Raw genomic sequence first — 19,886 nt, 5'->3', positions numbered from 1 at the left:
CTCAAGCCATGAAGCTCGACAACGCTCACGGAAACCCGCGACCGTTACCACGCCATTTACACCGGGACGGCGCACCCCTCCTCCTGTGGTTCATCTTCGTCCACTCAGGGAAGATTTTTTATTAGTGTCTTGCGCTGGGGATGCAAGTTCCAGAACATCATGTGTGCCTTATCCCATCGCTTGACGCGGTAGGTACCTGGCACCCAGGCCGCGAACAAGGGCGATTTATTCCCACATTGACATCTAGCCCATAGCTTTCGACTTAAAAGCGCCGCCGTTCGAATCGCCGGGCATTATGTTTGAACTCAAACCAGGCGACGCGAGGTGCAGCCGAAGTACTGCGCCTTACGCTGCCGCCGGGAACACTCCTGCCCCTGCCAGTCCGGAACGCGGATTGGTACCGACGAGGCCGCAAATCCAGCGGCCCAGTTCCGTTGCTTTGTGCACGTCGATGCCTGTCGGGAAGCCTGCACGCCCGAGCATCCACGCGAGATCCTCCGTGGAGATATTTCCGGCCGCGCCGGGAGCGAAGGGGCATCCTCCGAGACCACCGACGCTACTGTCGAACACATCGACACCCGACGCCATCGCCGCATAAGTATTGGCCAGCGCAGTGTGGCGGGTCTCGTGAAGGTGGGCCCTCAACTGCAGGTCGGTTTCCTGGCGCAGCGTGGCGAAAGTCTCGCCCACCTGCCACGGCACGGCGCAACCAATCGTGTCGGCCAACGCCACTTCAGCCAGGTTCGCGCGGCCAATTGCACTGCGGACGACCTCGAGGGTCTGCTCGATCGGGACGTCTCCCTGGTAGGGGCAGCCAAAAGCGACAGCTGCGGTGACGCTGAGTGGAATGGATGCGGCGGCAGCGATGTCCGACACTTCCTCCAGAGCCCTAAGCGCTGCAGCAACTGTGGTGTTCTGGTTGGCTGAGGCGAATGCGTCGGTCACCGGCAGTACATAGTTCATCTCGTCCACCCCGGCATCGACAGCCCGGAGGGCACCCCTGGTGTTCAGCACCAGGCCGATATAGCTCACGGCGTCGGTGCGCGGGACCGACGCCATCACGGCGTCGGCATCAGCCATCTGGGGTACGGCTTTGGGATTCACAAAGCTGACGGCTTCGATCCGCCGCGCACCCATCCGGATCAGCTCTTCGATGAGCCGGACCTTATCTTCCGTGCTCACGGGGGTCTTCTCGTTCTGCAGCCCGTCGCGCGGGCTGACGTCCACGATCGAGACCGGCCTGGTTCCGTGGGCAAACGCCATCAGATTGCTCCTTCGCTACGTGCATTCTGAAACTCTTCTTCGGTGAGGTTCAGGAGGCCCTGGTACACATCGGCATTGTGGGATCCATGCACCAAAGGCCCGTTCCAGCTAATCCGGCCGGCGGAGCGCGTGAGCTTGGGAACGATTCCCGGCTGGACCACGGCGCCCAGCTCGTCGTCAGCCACTTCCACGAGCATGTCCCTGGCTTTGAGCTGCGGATCCTCGAAGATATCTTCAACGGTACTCACGGTGCTGTTCGGAACAGCGTGTTTATCGAGCAGGCTGACCAGCTCGCCGGCGGAGTAGTGCACCGCCCAATCGGCGATGATGCTTTCAAGCTCCTCCTGGTTGCGGCCCCGCTGCGCATGATCACGGTATTTCGGGTCCTCCGCGAGCCCGGGCATGCCCATCGCTGTGGCCAGGCGCACGAAGACCGAATCCTGGTTGGCCGCTATGACAACCCACTTGCCGTCGCTGGAGCGGAAGATGTTCGACGGCGCGATCCCCTTCAGTCCCGAGCCGCTGGGTCCGGGAACAATACCGGTGGCGGCGTAGTCCGGCACCGCGCTCTCCAGTAGTGAAAAGCACGCCTCAACGAGCGACACATCGACCACCTGGCCGGTCCCCCCGCGGGCATCCCGCCAGTACAACGCCAGCAGGATCCCCTGCAGGGCATACAGCGAGCCGAGGCTGTCCCCCAGTGAAATACCTGTGCGGGGTGGCGGCTGGTCGGGATAGCCGTTCAGGTGCCGCAATCCGCTCCGCGCTTCGGCGACGGAGGCATAACCCGGCTTTGATGCTTCCGGACCAGTCTGTCCGTATCCCGAGACCCGGGCGATGATGAGGCCGGGATTGATCTTCCACAGCTCTTCAGGGCCGAGGCCAAGCTTTTCCATAGTGCCCGGGCGGAAGTTCTCGAGGATGACGTCGGCGTCCTTGCAGAGCTCAAGAAAGAGCTCCCGGCCGCGGGGGGCTTTCAGGTCCATAGTGACGCACTTTTTGCCGCGGGACTGCACCGACCACCACAGGGTGTGGTCATTAACGCGCGCGCGGCCCCATTCGCGCATGGGATCCGGCCTGTTTGGGGATTCGACCTTGATGACTTCGGCACCGAAGTCTGCCATCTGCCGTCCCGCGAAAGGGCCGGCGATCAGGGATCCCAGTTCGAGGACGCGCACGCCGGACAGAGGACCCGCACCATCGCCCGCGATTTTGGGCCTGCCTGCGACGGCTGGTGGCGTTTCTTCAGCGATCCCGTGGCCGGCCCCGTCCTCTGCGTCCTTGCCAAGCTTCGCTGTGCCGGTTTCGACAACCTTCATCAAATCTCAACTCCTGATTCCTGATGCGGACCCAGTGGGCGACGTACACACGGACGGAGGTTCATGAGCTCCCCGTCGTACAGGAACCAGTATGCACTCCTGTCCTCATATTGTGAACATGAAATCACGATATGGGCTCCACCTCGGAGGGAAGACTTCCGCCGATCAGCCGGGTACCTTCAGCTGCCGCGGCGATGACCGGCTCTATCCAGGAAGCACACACGTCGTAAGGCATCCTCATGGTGGGCCCCATGACGGTGAGTGCACCGTAGAGCTCAGCCTGCGGGCCGAAGATCGGAACAGACAAGCCGCTGGCCCCGGAAACCCGCTCCCCGGTAGTGATGGCAAAACCGTCCGCACGAGTCTTCGAGACGGCGGCATCAAGGCTTGCTGCGTCCGTGATGGTCTGGTCGGTGATGGACCGGAGCCCTGACCCGTAGACCTTCTCCGCCAGGTCGGGGTTCCAGGCGAGCAATACGCGGCCCGCCGAACCGGCGTGGAGCGGCATGATATCGCCGACCTCGACCGCCCTTCGAAGAACCCGTCGGGTCTCGGCCAACGCGACGCAAACCCTGCTTCCCTGCGATTCCCTGAAGATGCAGACCGTCTCGCCCAGCTCATCCCGCAATCGCCGTATTACCGGTGTCAGCAATTCCAGGAAGTCCAGGCCCTGCCGGGCGGGCGCCGCCCAGTGGGTCATACGCAACCCGACCCGGAATTGGTCATCACGCCGATCGAGCATTCCCTCATGCACCATATTCGCGACCAGGCGCTGCACCGTGGAGTGCGGCAACCCGGTCTCCGCGCGTATTTCGGCGAGGCTCAATTCTGGCCGCACCAGGGAGAAGGCATCAAGGATGGCCGTGATCTTCTTCAGCACCAGCAACGGGGCGGCGGCGTTTTCGGTTGCGCTCATGGCTCGATTCCAGGTTCCTTCTTCTCGGTCAGGGCGGGGTGGCGCCTATTTGAAGCCCCCTTGTAGTGTGACAGACGTTACTGTTAGCGTAGTGCCCACTATATGGCCAACAACTCACAATGTGGTTAGCGGGAGAATAGCAATGACGCAGCCCTCACAGCCTGAATCATCGAATTTTGCGGTTGAGCTCAACGGATGCACCAAGGAGTTTGCAACTCCCGGCGGTGGATCGTACTTCGCTGTCCGGGACATCGACCTCAAGGTGGAGCCCGGACGGTTTGTCTCCATCGTTGGGCCGACGGGATCGGGTAAGTCCACGATCCTCAACATGGCAGCGGGACTCCTGAATCCTTCCTCGGGCACTGTCCACAGCTTCGGTGAGCCCGTATATGGGGTGAACCGCCGCGCCTCCTACATGTTCCAGCAGGACGCCCTGCTGCCTTGGAAGTCGGTCATCGACAACGTCAGCCTCGGGCTCACCATGGCCGGGGTCTCCAAGGCCGAGGCCTACGACGAGTCACGCCGCTGGCTCGAGAAGGTGGGATTGAAGAACTTCGCTGACCGGTACCCCCACCAGCTCTCCGGCGGCATGCGCAAGCGCACCGCAGTCGCCCAGGCCTGGATCGTCAACCCCGACATCCTGCTGATGGACGAGCCTTTCTCCGCACTCGACGTACAGACCCGTCAGATCATGGAGAACGAACTCCTCCAGCTCTGGCAGGAATCGGACAAGGCCGTCGTGTTCATCACCCACGACCTGGATGAGGCAATTGCCCTGTCCGACGAGGTGGTCATCCTCGGGGCCGGGCCGGGAAGCACCGTCGTCGGCAGCTACGAGATCGACATCCCCCGCCCCCGTGACCTCCTGGACATCCGGGACGATCCCAAGTTCGTCGAGCTCCACAGAGAAATCTGGGGGCGCCTCAAGGTTGAGGTATCCAAGACCTACGAATCAGCGCGGGAAGAGGAAGAGAGCGACGCAGCATGACGGTGGCACCAGTTTCCAAGAAGACACAGCGCTTTCCCCTCCGGAAGGAGCGGGGTCCGGCCATGGTTGAGCGCCCCCGGCGCAAACGGGGTGAAGCGTCCAACTTCTCCATCCGGATGGGACAACTGGCCCTCGCCGTCATTGTCCTCGGCGCGTGGGAATTGTTGGGACGCGTTGGCGTTATCGACCCATTCTTCTTCCCCCTCCCCTCCGACATCCTGATGACGGTATGGGTCTGGATCTCCAGCGGCTTCGTCTTCCCGCACCTGTGGATCACCCTGCAGGAATCGATCCTCGCCTTCCTGACGGGCGCGGCGGCCGGCCTGGTCCTGGGCTTCCTCCTGGCGAGGGTCCGTTTCCTGGAGCGGCTCCTGGACCCGTTCCTGCAGATGTTCAATGCCCTTCCCCGCGTGGTGCTGGCCCCGATCTTCCTGCTGTGGTTCGGCCTGGGGATCTGGTCAAAGGTCGCCTTCGGTTTCACCTTGGTGTTCTTCATCGTCTTCTTCAACACCCTCGAGGGCGTCAAGAGCGTGGACCGGGTCCTCGTGGACAACGCACGCATGCTGGGGGCGTCGGAGAAGCAGCTCCTCCGCCACGTCTTCATCCCCAGCGCCCTGACCTGGATCTTCTCCAGCCTGCATATCAGCGTAGGTTTTGCCATCACCGGCGCAGTGGTGGGTGAATACCTCGGAGCTTCCGCCGGTGTGGGCTACGCCATAGCCCAGGCCCAGGGTGTCTTCGATACCAAGGGAGTCTTCGCCGGCATGTTCATCCTGATGTTCGTGGTCCTGATCATCGACCTCCTCGTCAACCGCCTCGAACGGCACCTCCTCAGGTGGCGCCCGGCCCGGTCCTCGTAACTATTACCATCACCGCCTGAAAGGGAACTCTCATGACCCAGAAAGAAACCCGGCGCCGTAGGCTCTTCCGCCCCCTGACCCTGCTTGCCTCCGTTGCCCTGGCTCTCTCCGCCTGCGGCGCCCCTTCGGCTGCACCTCCCGGCCAGGGCGGGACCGGTGCTGCCGGCGGCGGGGAAGGCACCAAGGTGATCATCGGCGTCGGCGGCCAGACTCTCCTGACCTACCTTCCCACCACGCTGGCCCAGGAACTGGGCTACTACAAGGAAGAGGGCCTGAACGTCGAACTCCAGGACCTGCAGGGCGGCTCGAAAGCGCTCACTGCGATGGTGGGCGGCAGCACAAATGTCACCAGCGGATACTACGAGCACACCATCCAGATGCAGGCCAAGAACCAGCCCATCAAGGCGTTCGTCGACATGGGCGAGTCGTCGGGGCTTGCCCTCATCGTGGCGCCCAAGAATGAGGGCCAGATCAAGTCCATTGCGGACCTCAAGGGCAAGAACGTCGGAGTGACCTCACCGGGGTCCTCCACCGACATGTTCGTAAAGTTCCTGCTGGCCAAGAATGGCATGCAGCAGGCGGATGCCGCAGTTTCAGCGATCGGCGCCGGGTCCTCTGCCGTTGCCGCCGTGGAGCAGAACCAGGTGGACGCCGCAGTGATGCTCGAACCTGACATCTCCGTACTCGCAAAGCGGATAGGCCACGATCCGGTGCTGCTGGAAGACGTCCGGACCGTGGAGGGTCTGAAGGAAGTATTCGACACCGACTCCTGGCCGTCCTCCTCCCTCTACGCCAAGACTGAATGGCTGGACAAGAACAAGGAAACCGCAGGCAAGCTCGCCAAGGCGATCAAGCGCACCCTCGAATTCATCGACGGCCACTCCGGCGAGGAGATTGCCGCGAAAATGCCTGAGAAGTTCGCCGGCGGAGACAAGCAGCTCTACGCCAAGGTCATTGAGGACCTGAAGAAGACGCTCAGCAAGGACGGATCCTTTACCGAGGACGGCGTTCAGGCGGTCCTGAAGACACAGCGGGTGGCCAACCCGGAGGTCGGGGATAAGGACATCAAGCTGGCGGACACCTACACGAACGAATTCCTGAAGTAGCACCAACCGGCAGAGGCACGCCATCCGCAAGAGATGGCGTGCCTCTGCCGCCATCACCGCCTTCCTGCTTGAGGAGAGCTCTGAATGCCCGAGACACTGACCCACAAAATCCTGGCCAGCCATCTCGCGTCCGGCGGCCTGACTCACGGCGCCGACATCACCATCGCCGTTGACCAGATCCTCATCGAGGACGCAACCGGAACCATGACCGCCATGCAGTTCGAAATGCTCGGCATGGACTCCGTCGCCGTGCCGCTGGCGGTCATGTACGTCGATCACAACGTCCTGCAGATCGATGAAAAGAACATGCAGGACCACCACTACCTCCGCACCTTCTCCGCCCGCTACGGGCTGCGCTACTCCCCCGCCGGGCACGGCATCTCCCACTACATCCACCTTGAGAAATTCTCCAGGCCGGGCCAGGTCCTGGTGGGCGCGGACTCCCACACCTCAACGGCGGGTGCCCTCGGCATGTTCGCCCTCGGCGCCGGCGGGCTGGAGGTCGCCGTGGCGATGGCGGGCTACGGGTTCGACTTTGTGTGCCCCGCCGTCGTGGGGGTGGAACTGACGGGCACGCTCGGACCCAATGCCGAAGGGAAGGACGTGGTGCTGGAGCTGCTGCGCCGCCATGGCGTGCGGGGCGGCCGCGGGAAGGTGTTCGAGTTCTACGGGGAGGGTGTGGCTTCCCTGTCAGTCTCGGCGCGCGCGACCATCTGCAACATGATCATCGAAACAGGTGCCGCCACAGCCATCTTTCCCTCCGATGACCAGACCCGCGCGTGGCTCCGGGCCCAGCGCCGCGAGGATCAGTTCGTCCCCCTGGCGGCCGACGCCGGCGCAGGCTACGACGACGACGAGCAGATTGATCTATCAAGCCTCGTTCCGCTCGTGGCGCTGCCCCACTCACCAGGCAACGTCCGTCCCGTGTCCGAACTGCCGCGCACTGAGGTGGTCCAGGTCTGCGTGGGTTCCTCTGTGAACAGTTCGTACGAGGACCTGGCCACTGTGGCTGCCATCCTCAAGGGACATACCGTCCATCCGTCCGTCCAGCTCACGGTGACGCCGGGATCACGCCAGATCCTGCAGACGATCATCGCCTCCGGCGTCTATGAGGATCTTATGGGGGCCGGGGCGCGGATGCTCGAGCCGGTATGCGGCCCCTGCGTGGGCATCGGGCAGGCACCCACGGAGGGTGCGCCGTCGTTGCGCACGTTCAACCGCAACTTCCCGGGCCGCAGCGGTACAGCCGAGGACTCCGTGTACCTGTGTTCGCCGTCGACCGCTGCTGCCAGCGCGCTGGAAGGCGCCATCGTCGACGCCTCCACCGTCAGCCGCGGCGAGCTCCGCCCTGCCACTCCTCCGCATCCGGAAGTCCATGACCTGCATATTGCCGGTGTCCTGCCCCTTGAGGCACGTCGCAACATCGAGATCGAGCGGGGCAGCAACCTCGTCCCGCCGCCACAGCCCACACCGCTGCCGGCTGACCTGGACGCCCGGGTGCTGATCGCCGTCGGTGATGACATCTCCACTGGTGACATGGCTCCCGACGGCGCCATCGCCATGTCTGTATGGTCCAACATCGCCGTCTGCGCGCGCTTCATGTTCCGCCGCCTGGACCCCGGTTTTCACGATCGCGCCCTCGAATGGGGCGGCGGAATCATTGCGGGCGGGGAAAACTACGGGCAGGGTTCGTCGCGGGAGCATGCCGCCCTGATCCCGTTGTACTTGGGGGTCCGGGTGGTCGCTGCCCGCAGCTACGCGCGGATCCATCGCCGCAACCTCATCGCCGCCGGCATCGTGCCGCTGATCTTGCCCTCCGACGCGCAAAGCTCAACCGGGCAGCGGTGGGTCATCGAAGGGCTTGCTGACGCCCTGGCCGATGGTCGCCGCTCCGTCACTGCCCGAGTGGACGGAGGCACCGAGTTGACGCTCGGGCTCGACTTCTCGCCGGCCGAACGTGCCGTCCTCACTGCCGGCGGCCTGCTGGCCCAGGTGCGGACCGGCGGGCGCTCCATGCTGGCCGGCGACGCCGTCGTACAGGACAACGCGGCAGTCGTTTCGCAGAGCCGATCTCCACGGTGAGGCCAGCCGCCGTCGGCCCCGTTCGAACACCGGCGCGTCGACCGGGACAGCGCGCCACGGCCATCGCGGCGCTGACAACGGTGGTGGCGGTGCTGCCGGTCTTCCTCGTCGGCGGGCTGGCTGTCCAGCTTGAGCAGGACCTGGGCATGACGGCGTCAGCACTCGGAGTCGCGGTCTCCACCTTCTGGGCTGTCTCAGCACTGCTGTCCGCCCCGGCCGGGTATGTGGCGAGCGGACTGGGGCTCCGCCGCGGAGTCCCGCTCGCCGTCGGGCTGGGCTTTGTTGCACTGGCCGGCATCGCCTTTGTCACTCCGCACTGGGCGTGGCTGATCGTCTGGCTCAGTTTCGCCGGTACCGCAAACGCCCTGATCCACCCGCTGTCCAACGGCCTGATCGTGGACCAGGTGGCGGTACGCAACCGCGCCTTCTCGTTTGGCCTCAAGCAGGCCGCCATTCCGACGGCGACGCTCACCGCCGGCCTGTCCGTCCCGCTATTCGCTCTTACCGTGGGGTGGAACTGGACCTTTGCGCTGGCAGCACTGCTGGCGGCGGCCCTGATCCCGGCGCTGCTCCGCACCCTCCCACGCACTGCCCCGTTCCAAGGGCGCTCCGGTAAAGCCGCCAGGGAACCGCTCCCCCGGAGGCTGAAACCATTCCTTTTTGCCACCGCCGTGGCCAGTGCCCTGGGAGCCGGGCAGGCCAATGTAGTGGGTGCTTTCACTGTGACCATGGCTGTGCAGGCGGGATTCGATGCCGCCGGTGCGGGCCTATTGCTGGGCGCCGCCAGTGTGGCCGGGATTCTGGCCCGCCCGCTGGTGGGTATTGCCGCGGACCGGGGGATCGGCGGCTCGATGGCCACGGTGGCCCTGATGATGGGGGCCGGGAGCCTGGGGCTGCTCGGCATGGCGTCCGGTTTCCCGATCGCCTATGCAGCCGGAGCCGTCGTCGCGTTCGGTCTGGGCTGGGGCTGGAACGGCCTGGCCCATTACGTGGTCTCACGCACGGCGCATCCGTTCACCATCCGGGCCACCGGGATCACTCAGAGCGGTACCTACATCGGCGGAACGCTGGGGCCGTTGCTGTTCGGGATCGTTTTCTCCCATTTCAGTCCCGCCGTTGGATGGACGCTTGCAGCGCTGGTCGCAGGTGCCGGGGCGGCTGCCTCGCTGGTCGCGTTCCGTTTGGAGAAGCGATTGCGCACCAGCTAGTTGGTTAGGACAGGCGCGACAGCACTTCGGCGGCGAACTCCACGGTGGTGGCGGTGCCCTTCAGGTCCGGCGTCGCAGTGCCGTCCGCGAGCGTTCCCTCAAAGGCAGAGGTCAGGGACCGGGCGGCCTCCGCCTCACCGAGATGGTCGAGCATCATTGCAGCGGCCCACAGAGCGCCCACCGGGTTGGCGATACCCTTGCCTGCGATATCCGGAGCAGAGCCGTGCACGGGCTCGAACATCGACGGGTGCCGCCGCTCCGGGTTGAGGTTGGCGCTGGGTGCAATGCCGATGGACCCGGCAATACCAGCTACCAGGTCCGAAAGAATGTCCCCGAACAGGTTCGACGCAACGATGGTCCGGATACTCGTCGGCTTCATCACCAGCCGTGCCGCCAGCGCATCAATGAGCACCTTTTCGACGACGACGCCGGGGAACGCCGTGATTGTCTCCGCCACCACCTCATCCCAGAACGGCATGGTGTGGATGATGCCGTTGGACTTTGTTGCGGAGACGAGCCGGCCGCCGCGTTCGGTGGCGACGTTAGCGGCATAGCGCGCCGCCCGGGCGATACCGCGCCTGGTGAAGACGCTCTCCTGAACCGCGAACTCGCCTTCGGTTCCGGCGCCGAACCTTCCTCCGATCTGGGAATACTCGCCTTCAACGTTCTCCCGTACCACCACGATGTCCAGGTCCTCGATGCCGGGCATGGCACCGACGATGCCGGGCAGCAACCGCATGGGCCGGAGGTTGATGTACTGGTCGAACTCCCGGCGGATAGGGATGAGGAGCCCCCAAAGAGTGACATCGTCGGGCACGTCCGGTGTCCCGACGGCTCCCAGGTAGATGCCATCACCGCTGCTCAGCTGCTCTATTCCGTCAACAGGCATCATGCGGCCCGCCTTGCGGTAAAAGTGGCTGTTCCAGTCGCGGACCCGCCACTGGACGTCGAAGCCGTACATTCCGGCGACGGCGTCGACGCACTGCATCGCGACGTCGGTGACATCCACGCCAATGCCGTCGCCGGGAATCGCATCGATGACATAACGGCGGCTCATGCGCATCCAATCGTTCGTGGTGTTTAAAGAGCATATGCGGAGGGCCAGGCGCTCCGCCCCAACGAATCACGGCCCGGTTCAAATTAAGGGGCCGGCAATGCCACAAACCTCCGCTTGTGTCCCCCGCCCGGTAGCACGAGGATGGCGCTTGCCAACTGGATGTGGCTATGGTGCCAGAGCGACAGGTTGGGCTCGGTTTCTTCGTTTTCCGGCACCCTCGCTGAAACCTGACAGAGCCAAACCTGACACTGGACGGGGTCGCTACTGCCATGCAATAAAAGCAGACGTAAGTGTGGAAACTGTCCACACCCTTTTTGGCAGGACAAATGCGGCCCTACGAATCCCCCTGCCTATCTTGAGATTCTCCCCGAATGCGCTGCGCCGGAATTCAGGACGGACCCTTCGTCCGAGACGAGACCTTCCCTCCCTGCGACGGGGAACCCGGCACCAGCCTCGCCTTGCCCATTAGTAGTAGCTGCTTATTTGACAGTGGCCTGCGTGGGCAGAAGCCGGTTCACCAGGCACTCCCCTTGAAAATGCATGATTCAACAACTAAAATTTTACAATGCAGTATAATGCATTATAATGGATTATACTGTTCAGTTACGTCCTCGGGATGTAGCCCTGACACTAGGGACCAACGATGATCTCCTCCGCTTTTGACCTTGACCGGCTTCGCCAGCAGACGCAGGAGCTGTGCTCCTCATTTCCTGATGAATACTGGCGGGAGACTGATCGAAACCGCCGCTACCCGCAGGAGTTTGTCGACACGCTTACGCAGGCAGGCCTGCTCTCGGCGCTGATTCCCCAGTACTATGGCGGGCTGGGCCTGGGGCTGTCCGAGGCCAGCATTATCATGGAAGAAATCAACAAATCCGGTGGCCACTCGGCTGCCTGCCACGCCCAGATGTACACAATGGGCGCACTGCTTCGGCACGGAAACGAGGCGCAAAAAGACGCCTACCTCCCCCAGATCGCAGCCGGAAAGCTACGCCTGCAGGCCTTCTCCATTACAGAAGACAAGGCCGGTTCTGATACCACCAGCATTGAGACCCAGGCAGTGCGGCAGGGCGAGGACTTCATCATCAGCGGGCACAAGAGCTGGACGAGCAGGATCGATGAATCCGATCTCGCGTTTGTCCTGGCCCGAACCTCCCAGAAGGGCAAGGACAAGACACACGGGCTCACCTTGTTCCTGGTAGATCTACGGCAAGTGAGGGAAGAACAGCCGGATGCACTCAAGGTCATTAAAGTCCGCACAATGTTCAACTACGCCACCAACCAGATCCATTATCAAGGACTTCGCGTGCCAGCATCGACTGTCATCGGCCAAGTAGGAAAGGGCTTCCGGTACGTGCTGGATGGCTGGAACGCGGAACGGATTCTGTTGGCTTCGGAAGCCATCGGCGACGGCTACTGGTTCACGCAGCGGGCCACTGACTACGCGAACAAGCGCGAAGTCTTCGGCCGGAAAATAGGGACTAACCAGGGCGTCCAGTTCCCCATAGCGGATGCTTACATGAAGCTCCGGGCCGCGGACCTGATGCGCTGGGACGCAGCCCGGCTCTTCGACGCCGGGGAGCCGTGCGGCGCCGAAGCCAACATGGCCAAGCACCTTGCTTCCGAGGCCAGCTGGGCTGCTGCCAATGCCTGCCTCGATACCCATGGCGGCTACGGCTTTGTTGACGAGTACGACGTCGAGCGAAAGTTCCGGGAAACGCGCATGTTCCAGGTCGCACCGGTGAACAACAACATGATCAAGGCTTTTGTCGCCACCAAAGTCCTCGGCATGCCCCGCTCCTACTGACGTTGCAGAATTCCGGCGCCGGCACCCTTCCTTCCGCAACAGGCCACCCGAAAGTCGGGATCGGCGCCGGGACCACAAACAATACAGCCAGCCCTCGTCTTTTGCCCGGCGTGCGGCGCTCAGACTCGATGACGAGAGGTGGGATGACAAGCGCCTTAGTTGTGGGCGGGACCCTCGAAGCCTTTACACGGGCACCGGGGGCGGAAGATGTTCACAATGGCAAGGTGCGATGAAAGACGCGACTGCCCTCCGCGGGGCTGATAGACGGGAACGGCCGGGCTACCACCTGTCGCGGCGAAGCAGGCGGCCACGGCACCAAACTTGTAACGTGAGACGCCCAAGTCAGAGGCCCCGCTTTTTGAATTGAGGATTAGTTCCGTTCCCGGCCCTCACCGGGAGGCGGCGAGCCAGTGGGCCTTGCCACGCTTTCCCCCCAACCTACGATGCATCCCCGATCAGCCGCGTGGCCCCGAGCCCGACGAGCTTCTTGTCGTCCTTGTTGAAGAAGTCGTTGCCCTTGTCGTCGATGACCACAAAGGCCGGGAAATCCTCGACTTCGATTTTGAAGACAGCTTCCATCCCGAGTTCCGGGTAATCGATAACTTTCACCGACCGGATGCAATCCTGGGCCAGCCGTGCAGCCGGCCCCCCTACTGAACCGAGATAGAACCCGCCATAGGCACGGCATGATTCGACTACTGCGCGCGAACGGTTGCCCTTGGCCAGCATCACCAGGGAACCCCCCAAAGCCTGGAAGTCCGCTACGTAGCCATCCATCCGCCCTGCAGTTGTCGGCCCAAAGGAGCCGGACGGGAAGCCTTCCGGCGTTTTTGCGGGCCCGGCATAGTAGACCGGGTGGTCGAGCAGATACTGCGGTAGGCCCTCGCCCCGTTCGACACGGTTGCGGAATTCGGCATGGGCGATGTCACGGGCCACAATCATTGTCCCCGTAAGCGACACCCTTGTGCTGACCTGGCACAGACTCAGCTGCTGCCGGATCTGATCCATGGGCGCATTCAAATCAATTGCAATGGCGGCACCGGAGTCGGTGATGTCTTCAAGGCCTGTACTGGGTATGTAGCGGGCCGGGTCCCTTTCGAGTTCTTCAAGGAAGGCGCCTTCGGGCGTGATTCTGCCAAGGACCTGCCGGTCAGCCGAACAGGATACGGCCAGGGCGATCGGCAGGGATCCTCCATGGCGAGGAAGCCTAATAACCCTCACATCATGGCAGAAGTACTTTCCCCCGAACTGGGCACCAAATCCGATCTTCGTGGTCAGATCAAATACCTTCTGCTCGAAATCCAGATCGCGGTAGCCATGGCCTGCGCCGCTGCCTTCGGACGGCAGGGTGTCAAGATAGTGGGCTGATGCCAGCTTGGCGGTCTTGAGTGCATACTCGGCGGACGTACCGCCAACAACGATGGCCAGATGGTAAGGCGGGCAAGCTGCGGTGCCAAGGCTCTCGATTTTTTCCCGAAGGAATTCCAGCATCCTGTCCTCGTCCAGGATCGATTTTGTCTCCTGGAACAAGAAGGACTTATTCGCACTGCCGCCGCCCTTGGCCATGAACAAAAGCTCGTACTCCAGACCCTTGGCGAGCGAAATCTCAATCTGTGCGGGAAGATTTGTGCCCGTGTTGGCTTCTTTCCACATCGTCACCGGCGACATCTGCGAATAACGAAGGTTCAGTTCCTGAAAGACGTCATAGATTCCACGGGACAGGTGCCTGGCGTCATCGCCGTCTGTCATCACCCGGTGCCCCCGCTTGGCGGAGATGATGGCAGTCCCCGTGTCCTGGCACATGGGCAGGACACCGCCGGAGGCGACGTTGGCGTTTTTTAGAAGGTCCAAGGCTACATACCTGTCATTGGGTGACGCTTCGGGGTCCTCAAGGATTCGCCGCAGCTGGGCCAGGTGAGCGGGGCGCAGGTAATGGGACACGTCCCTAAATGCTTCGTAAGCCATTTGCGTGAGTACGGCAGGGTCGATTTCCAGAACGACTTCCTCGCCGGCGCCCCGGAGGCGGATGCCCTCCCGTGCTATCAACCGCATGGGGGTTTCATCCGCGCCAACAGGAAGCTGGTCGACGTACTGGAAGATTTTCGTGTTCATGAATTTCTCTCTCGTCATCGTCGGGCAGTCTTAGAAGACACCCGCGCTGCGCATGCTGCTGATGGCATCAGCACCGTAGCCGAGGTCTTCGAGGATCCGCACCGTGTGCTCCCCCACGTCGGGAACGGAGCCCATCCGTGGAGTTACGCCGACGGTGGTAATCGCCGGCAACACTGCCCGGACAGGTCCTGCCGAGGTGTCCACCTTCTGCCACCTGTTCCTTGCCACCAGCTGAGGATGTTCCAGGACGTCAGCGACTTCGCGCTGGCGTGCATGCGCGATCTTGGCGTTGGCCAGGCGCTTTTCCATCACTGACCCGGTGTGGGCCGCGAAGACAGCGTTGATAACGTCGTTAAGCTCTCCCCGGTTTTGCACCCGTTTGCTTCCGGTGTCAAACCTCGGATCCTCAGCATACGCCGGGTTTCCAAGGACTTGCGTGCAGAAAGCCACCCACTCACGGGAGTTCTGGATGGAGAGCACGAGGTCCACTCCGTCGCCTGCAGTGAATGTTCCGTATGGTGCGATCGCAGCGTGGCTGGTGCCCGCCCGGACAGGAGCAGTTCCGCCGTACTCCGTGTAGTACATGGGGTACCCCATCCACTCGATAAGGGAGTCAAACAAACTGATTTCCAGCGCTGAGCCAGCTCCTGTGCGTTCACGGCTGTACAGGGCGGACAGGATTCCCGAGAAGGCGTACATACCTGCAGCGATGTCGGCGGCTGGTATGCCGCTCTTGGCAGGCTCGGCTTCCGAGCCGGTAACTGACACCAAGCCGGCCTCAGACTGGATCAACAGGTCGTAGGCCTTGGCATCGCGGTAGGGGCCGCTGCTGCCATAACCGCTGATGGAGCACGTGATGAGCCTGGGGTACCGCTTCCGAAGCTCTTCTGCGCCAAGTCCTAGCCTTTCAGCTGCCCCTGGCGCAAAGTTTTGGACGAAAACGTCAGCATCGGCGAGGAGCTCATGCATGACATCCAGGGCAGCCTGCTGCTTTAGGTCAAGAGTCAGGCTCTCCTTCGAGCGGTTCAGCCAAACGAAGTGGCTGGACAGTCCATTGACTGTTTCGTCGTAGCCTCGTGCGAAATCGCCATCGCCGGGACGCTCTACCTTAATAACCCGTGCGCCCATGTCGGCGAGCTGCCGGGTTGCAAATGGCGCCGCCACGGCTTGCTCGCAGGAAACGATGGTCAGCCCCGCAAGCGGAAGTTCGGTCTGCATTCTTTGTCCTTCGTCATGGCCGCTCACGTCTTGACGACGCGATTCGGGATGGGACTGCCGGCAACCGCCAGCTCGTCACTAGTTCAATGATACTGAATAATGCCTAATCAGCAAGGGTAATGCATGATTTGCGGAACCATATGCAAGCAGCTCGCGTGCCATAAAGATGCATTCACTCTCAAAGTATGCATTATTTCTTTACTTCAGGCATGGTGTCGTTTATTCTGGACGACAGTGATCCTGTGACTCACGGCACAGTTAAGAGCGCAGGCCGACAAAGAACCCAACTTCATCTCCCCACCATCCCGAGGCAGTGCAGCCTAGTGGACCTGTGAAAGGAATCAGCATCATGAGCGTAGAAACTTCCAGCACCACCCGGGCGGTGAAGCGCGATGGCATGGCAAAGATCGCCGCGGCCAGCTTCATCGGCTCTGCTATCGAGTGGTACGACTTCTTCCTCTTCGGGACGGCTGCCGCGCTCGTGTTCGGCAAACTGTTCTTCCCCGGCGCGGATCCACTCTCAGGCACGCTTCTGGCGTTCGCCACCTTCGGCGTCGGATTCTTTGCCCGCCCCCTCGGTGGCATCATTGCCGGTCATCTCGGTGACCGAATCGGGCGAAAGAAGACGCTGGTCGGCACGCTCTTGCTCATGGGCGCAGCCACGGCAGCAGTCGGCATTCTTCCGAGCTACGCCGCTGTGGGCGCCTGGGCGCCGATCCTCCTCGTCGCGCTGAGGCTTTGCCAGGGCCTGGGTGTCGGTGGAGAGTGGGGGGGCGCTGCCCTGCTCGCCGTTGAACACGCACCGGCCTCCAAGCGCGGTTTCTACGGCAGCTGGCCGCAGATGGGCATCCCTGCCGGCCTCCTTCTCTCATCAGGCGCCTTCGCCCTGGTCACGGCCCTGCCCGAGGGCGATTTCCTCAGCTGGGGCTGGCGCGTACCCTTCCTCGCTAGCGCCGTCCTGGTAATCGTCGGACTGATCATCCGTGCCAAAATCAGTGAACCGCCCGCCTTCAAGAAGATTCTTGAGTCCAAGACGCAGGTCAAGCACCCCATCATGGAAGTGCTCCGTAACTATCCCAAAGAAGTCGCCCTTTCCGCAGGTATCCGTTTTGCCGACAACGTCCTCTACTACGTTTTTGCCACCTTCGGGCTGACGTACATGACAGCCGAACTCGGGCTCCCCAAGAGCATGGCCCTGGCCGGGGTCTTGGTTGCGTCCGCCATCGAGCTGATAACGATGCCTCTGTTTGGAGCGCTGTCGGACCGAATCGGTCGCCGCCCCGTAGTCCTGATGGGTGCCGTCATTATGGTGGCCATGGCGTTTCCCTTCTTCTGGCTCGTCGGCACCGGAAGCAGCCTGGCCATCATCATCGCCTGCACGATCACTATCGCCGGCGCCCACTCCATGGTCTTCGCTCCCCTGTCCGCGTGGTTCTCTGAGCTCTTTGGTGCCGGCGTCAGATACAGCGGCGTCTCCGTGGGCTTCCAGATGGGATCGCTCATTGCAGGCGCACCCACGCCGCTTCTGGCCACTTACCTGCTGTCCATCAACGGCGGTGCCTACTGGCCGGTCGCCCTCATGGTCATCGTCGCAGGCCTGGTCACCCTCGTCAGTGCTCTGATTGCCCGAGACCATTCCAAGAACGGCGCCTCCGAGAGCATGTAAGCGCAAAAACGTAAGAGGGCAGTTGCCGACGGCAGCTGCCCTCTTACGTTTTTACATAAAAAATGCACTTTTCATGTAAAATCAAACACAATATGTAGGATTTCCTCGAGGAGGGACAGCCATGCAGGCGAGCACGCCGACTAAGCGGGATCAGATTGTTGAAGAACTTAGGGCACTCATCCTGTCCGGCGATCTGCCCCGCGGCTCTCGCCTTCCACAGGATGAGCTCGCCAAAAGGTTCAGCAGCAGCATCACCCCGGTCCGGGAAGCCCTGCGTGCACTGGAGGCCGAAAGCCTGGTTATCTCCGAGCCGCACCGTGGCGTACGCGTTGCCGGCGTCGATTTCGAGCGCGTGAAGGCCACCTACATAGTGCGCAGGCTCACCGAAAGCTACGCCATGCGTCGGGCTGCCATCAGGCTTTCTCCCCACGAGCTGAGGCGCGCCGAGCGCCTGCTGGAGGACCTCAATGAGGCGGCCAGGCTCAAAGACCCGGATCTGGTCCGTGACCTCAACAAGAAGTTTCACTTCTTCTTCTACGAGCGCTGTGGAATCCCAACGTTGCTTGAAGAAATCGACACCCTGTGGCGGGCCTTTCCCTGGGATCTTCTCCTAGCACACCCTGAGCCCGCTGGCGCGTCCGAGGCGGAGCACCGGGCCATCCTTGAGGCGGTCCGGGCGGGGGACGCAGAGCAGGCTGCCTCAGCCCTCGAGTCGCATCTGGCCCGCAGTTTTTCAGACCTAACCGCGCGTTTCACGGGCGGACGTTCCGCGGATCCGTTCGATATTAACAACGACTAAGGCGGGTGCCAGCGCTTCTGCGTGGCTACCCGCCTTGGCTTGCGGCCGCTGCTAGCTGGTTTGCGGCAGGACCGGGATTTTGATCTGTCCTCCGATCGGAAGGTCCAAATCCAGATGCAGGATGCTGTGGGCCAATTCTTCGGCCGCCACGGCACCGACCAGGCCGGCCGCTTTGTGTGCGACGTCCTCGTATGTGGCCGGTTTATGGAGTGAGCCCTTGAAGGAGTCCGCTGTTTTCCGGATTGTCCGGCCATCGGTCAGCTGCACCGTTACTTCGGCCTTCCACCGTGCAGGGTACGCGGCCTCAAGTTCATCGGAGGTGTAGCACCTGACCTTGTCCATGAGGGGCCGCACGTTTTGCGCCAGTACCGGGGCATCGTCGAACTGGGCAACGGTGGCCTCACCGGTGGTGAGGGCAACTGCCGCCCCGAACGGCATGCTGAACTGTGCATCGACGGTGGTATGGACGAGGAGTTTGCGTTCGGCAGGTTCTGAGACCAGCGCCGCTCCTGCCCCGATGACTGCAAGATCTACGGATGCAATGGCGCCGGACTGCAACGGTCCCAGCTCCTTATGTATTTCCCGTAGCAGGTCGATGTTTCCGTGCATGTAGCGGCAGCAGGGATAGAACTTAATACTCGTCTCTGCCGCTCCCTGACCAAGGGTCAGTTCAAGGCGTCGCCCTGGCACTTCTCCGGCGCCGTATTGCCTCAGGAATCCATCCCGCCCTTCGAAGGCCCGCTCGGGCGCGGTGAAACCTGCCGCAGCAAGCCTGGCCGCACGCAGCCCGTTCGCAGCCGCCTGCCCTGCGTTTAGGCGTTTTGTCCATGATCCATCGGAGAGGAACTCCAGGCTGCCGGAGGCCATGTTTGCTGCGAGGCCGAGGGCGTTAACTGTCTTGTTTTCATCCAGTGCCAACAGCGAGGACACGGCGGCTGCGGCGCCCACGGCGCCGGAAACCCCGGTCGGGTGAAATCCGCGTCCGTAACTTTCGCTTGCGCCCAGCAGGACGCCAACAGAGCACATAACGTCATATCCGATGGCGGCAGCGACCAGGACGGCGCCTGCGCTGCAGCGGTTGGCATCGGCCAGCGCAAGCGCCGCAGGAAACACTGCCACGGCCGGATGCAGTGAACCTTCTTCGTGGGTGTCGTCCAGTTCCAAGCCGTGTGCGGTGATCCCGTTGACAAGGGCTGCGTCTTCAGCCGTTGCCCATGACGCCAAGCCGTGGAGCTCAGAGGTCCTCGGGTCAACCGGCCCGGTGGCCCAGGTGACCGCAGAACGGGCTACTGCTGCCGAGTCACGCTGGGCTCCTCCAGCCGTAACGGCGTAGTAGTCGAGGAGGAGCAGTTGCATACGCTGCCTGATCTCCGGCGACAGCCGCCGGTTAAAGACAATATGCCTCGCCAACAACCTCGAAATGCTCTCATTGCTCATGATGGACTCCAGTGGGAGATGCGGCCCTGACCCACAGGACGGCGGGCG

General features: G+C 62.4%; 15 protein-coding genes. 8 read left to right on the top strand and 7 right to left on the bottom strand.

Annotated elements, in window-relative coordinates; genetic code table 11:
• Positions 1 to 345: 345 nt before the first annotated feature.
• From SMD14_RS09360 to SMD14_RS09350, 3 genes are all read right to left on the bottom strand, one after another.
• Positions 346 to 1,263 carry a hydroxymethylglutaryl-CoA lyase gene (locus SMD14_RS09360; protein WP_321216116.1) on the bottom strand — a complete coding sequence of 306 codons (918 nt, stop codon included), beginning with the start codon at positions 1,261 to 1,263 and terminating at the stop codon, positions 346 to 348.
• On the bottom strand, positions 1,263 to 2,582 hold the full coding sequence (locus SMD14_RS09355) for a CaiB/BaiF CoA-transferase family protein (protein ID WP_321216115.1): 1,320 nt from the start codon (positions 2,580 to 2,582) through the stop codon (positions 1,263 to 1,265). The genes SMD14_RS09360 and SMD14_RS09355 overlap by 1 nt, the downstream gene beginning before the upstream one ends.
• 124 nt (positions 2,583 to 2,706) lie before the next feature.
• A complete protein-coding gene (locus SMD14_RS09350) occupies positions 2,707 to 3,498 on the bottom strand; it encodes an IclR family transcriptional regulator (RefSeq protein WP_321216114.1) in 792 nt (263 codons plus the stop codon).
• Between the two features lie 142 nt (positions 3,499 to 3,640).
• Between SMD14_RS09350 and SMD14_RS09345 the strand changes: the two genes are divergently transcribed.
• The 5 genes from SMD14_RS09345 to SMD14_RS09325 all read left to right on the top strand — a co-directional run bounded on the left by SMD14_RS09345 (position 3,641) and on the right by SMD14_RS09325 (position 9,742).
• On the top strand, positions 3,641 to 4,486 hold the full coding sequence (locus tag SMD14_RS09345) for an ABC transporter ATP-binding protein (protein WP_321216113.1): 846 nt from the start codon (positions 3,641 to 3,643) through the stop codon (positions 4,484 to 4,486).
• 62 nt (positions 4,487 to 4,548) lie between these two features.
• Entirely contained in the window at positions 4,549 to 5,346 is a 798-nt protein-coding gene (locus SMD14_RS09340) for an ABC transporter permease (protein ID WP_197432532.1), read from the top strand.
• Positions 5,347 to 5,378: 32 nt separating this feature from the next.
• Positions 5,379 to 6,452 carry an ABC transporter substrate-binding protein gene (locus SMD14_RS09335; protein WP_321216112.1) on the top strand — a complete coding sequence of 358 codons (1,074 nt, stop codon included), beginning with the start codon at positions 5,379 to 5,381 and terminating at the stop codon, positions 6,450 to 6,452.
• An 84-nt stretch (positions 6,453 to 6,536) separates the two neighbouring features.
• Entirely contained in the window at positions 6,537 to 8,534 is a 1,998-nt protein-coding gene (locus tag SMD14_RS09330; RefSeq protein WP_321216111.1) for an aconitate hydratase, read from the top strand.
• Positions 8,531 to 9,742, top strand: a complete 1,212-nt coding sequence (locus tag SMD14_RS09325) for an MFS transporter (protein ID WP_157242440.1) — start codon at positions 8,531 to 8,533, stop codon at positions 9,740 to 9,742. The genes SMD14_RS09330 and SMD14_RS09325 overlap by 4 nt, the downstream gene beginning before the upstream one ends.
• 4 nt (positions 9,743 to 9,746) lie before the next feature.
• On the opposite strand, the gene SMD14_RS09320 is transcribed toward SMD14_RS09325, so the two are convergent.
• On the bottom strand, positions 9,747 to 10,799 hold the full coding sequence (locus SMD14_RS09320) for a tartrate dehydrogenase (RefSeq protein ID WP_157242441.1): 1,053 nt from the start codon (positions 10,797 to 10,799) through the stop codon (positions 9,747 to 9,749).
• Positions 10,800 to 11,442: 643 nt separating this feature from the next.
• On the opposite strand from SMD14_RS09320, the gene SMD14_RS09315 reads away from it, so the two are divergent.
• Positions 11,443 to 12,606, top strand: a complete 1,164-nt coding sequence (locus tag SMD14_RS09315) for an acyl-CoA dehydrogenase family protein (protein ID WP_321216110.1) — start codon at positions 11,443 to 11,445, stop codon at positions 12,604 to 12,606.
• Positions 12,607 to 13,044: 438 nt separating this feature from the next.
• Here the strand turns inward: SMD14_RS09315 and SMD14_RS09310 are convergent, their stop codons facing one another.
• Positions 13,045 to 14,718, bottom strand: coding sequence for a FumA C-terminus/TtdB family hydratase beta subunit (locus tag SMD14_RS09310; RefSeq protein ID WP_321216109.1), 1,674 nt, complete (start codon positions 14,716 to 14,718; stop codon positions 13,045 to 13,047).
• A gap of 30 nt (positions 14,719 to 14,748) precedes the next feature.
• The gene (locus SMD14_RS09305; protein ID WP_321216108.1) at positions 14,749 to 15,936 is read right to left on the bottom strand and encodes a CaiB/BaiF CoA-transferase family protein; all 1,188 of its coding nucleotides are present in this window, start codon (positions 15,934 to 15,936) and stop codon (positions 14,749 to 14,751) included.
• Positions 15,937 to 16,285: 349 nt separating this feature from the next.
• Between SMD14_RS09305 and SMD14_RS09300 the strand changes: the two genes are divergently transcribed.
• Positions 16,286 to 17,602, top strand: coding sequence for an MFS transporter (locus SMD14_RS09300; RefSeq protein ID WP_321216107.1), 1,317 nt, complete (start codon positions 16,286 to 16,288; stop codon positions 17,600 to 17,602).
• 121 nt (positions 17,603 to 17,723) lie between these two features.
• A complete protein-coding gene (locus SMD14_RS09295) occupies positions 17,724 to 18,401 on the top strand; it encodes a GntR family transcriptional regulator (RefSeq protein ID WP_321216106.1) in 678 nt (225 codons plus the stop codon).
• Positions 18,402 to 18,452: 51 nt separating this feature from the next.
• Here the strand turns inward: SMD14_RS09295 and SMD14_RS09290 are convergent, their stop codons facing one another.
• On the bottom strand, positions 18,453 to 19,838 hold the full coding sequence (locus tag SMD14_RS09290) for an MmgE/PrpD family protein (RefSeq protein WP_321216105.1): 1,386 nt from the start codon (positions 19,836 to 19,838) through the stop codon (positions 18,453 to 18,455).
• Between the last annotated feature and the right edge of the window lie 48 nt (positions 19,839 to 19,886).

Source organism: Pseudarthrobacter oxydans (assembly GCF_034258515.1).
Lineage (GTDB): Bacteria > Actinomycetota > Actinomycetes > Actinomycetales > Micrococcaceae > Arthrobacter.
Note: the sequence above shows the minus strand (reverse complement) of the source record. Positions and strands in the feature narration are given on the sequence as shown.

What these genes read in the sequence shown, in the direction of transcription:
- SMD14_RS09360 (WP_321216116.1), bottom strand. Translation starts at nt 1,263, where the DNA reads ATGGCGTTTGCCCACGGAACCAGGCCGGTCTCGATCGTGGACGTCAGC.
- SMD14_RS09290 (WP_321216105.1), bottom strand. Translation starts at nt 19,838, where the DNA reads ATGAGCAATGAGAGCATTTCGAGGTTGTTGGCGAGGCATATTGTCTTT.
- SMD14_RS09320 (WP_157242441.1), bottom strand. Translation starts at nt 10,799, where the DNA reads ATGAGCCGCCGTTATGTCATCGATGCGATTCCCGGCGACGGCATTGGC.
- SMD14_RS09345 (WP_321216113.1), top strand. Translation starts at nt 3,641, where the DNA reads ATGACGCAGCCCTCACAGCCTGAATCATCGAATTTTGCGGTTGAGCTC.
- SMD14_RS09350 (WP_321216114.1), bottom strand. Translation starts at nt 3,498, where the DNA reads ATGAGCGCAACCGAAAACGCCGCCGCCCCGTTGCTGGTGCTGAAGAAG.
- SMD14_RS09330 (WP_321216111.1), top strand. Translation starts at nt 6,537, where the DNA reads ATGCCCGAGACACTGACCCACAAAATCCTGGCCAGCCATCTCGCGTCC.
- SMD14_RS09310 (WP_321216109.1), bottom strand. Translation starts at nt 14,718, where the DNA reads ATGAACACGAAAATCTTCCAGTACGTCGACCAGCTTCCTGTTGGCGCG.
- SMD14_RS09335 (WP_321216112.1), top strand. Translation starts at nt 5,379, where the DNA reads ATGACCCAGAAAGAAACCCGGCGCCGTAGGCTCTTCCGCCCCCTGACC.
- SMD14_RS09315 (WP_321216110.1), top strand. Translation starts at nt 11,443, where the DNA reads ATGATCTCCTCCGCTTTTGACCTTGACCGGCTTCGCCAGCAGACGCAG.
- SMD14_RS09305 (WP_321216108.1), bottom strand. Translation starts at nt 15,936, where the DNA reads ATGCAGACCGAACTTCCGCTTGCGGGGCTGACCATCGTTTCCTGCGAG.
- SMD14_RS09355 (WP_321216115.1), bottom strand. Translation starts at nt 2,582, where the DNA reads ATGAAGGTTGTCGAAACCGGCACAGCGAAGCTTGGCAAGGACGCAGAG.
- SMD14_RS09340 (WP_197432532.1), top strand. Translation starts at nt 4,549, where the DNA reads ATGGTTGAGCGCCCCCGGCGCAAACGGGGTGAAGCGTCCAACTTCTCC.
- SMD14_RS09300 (WP_321216107.1), top strand. Translation starts at nt 16,286, where the DNA reads ATGAGCGTAGAAACTTCCAGCACCACCCGGGCGGTGAAGCGCGATGGC.
- SMD14_RS09295 (WP_321216106.1), top strand. Translation starts at nt 17,724, where the DNA reads ATGCAGGCGAGCACGCCGACTAAGCGGGATCAGATTGTTGAAGAACTT.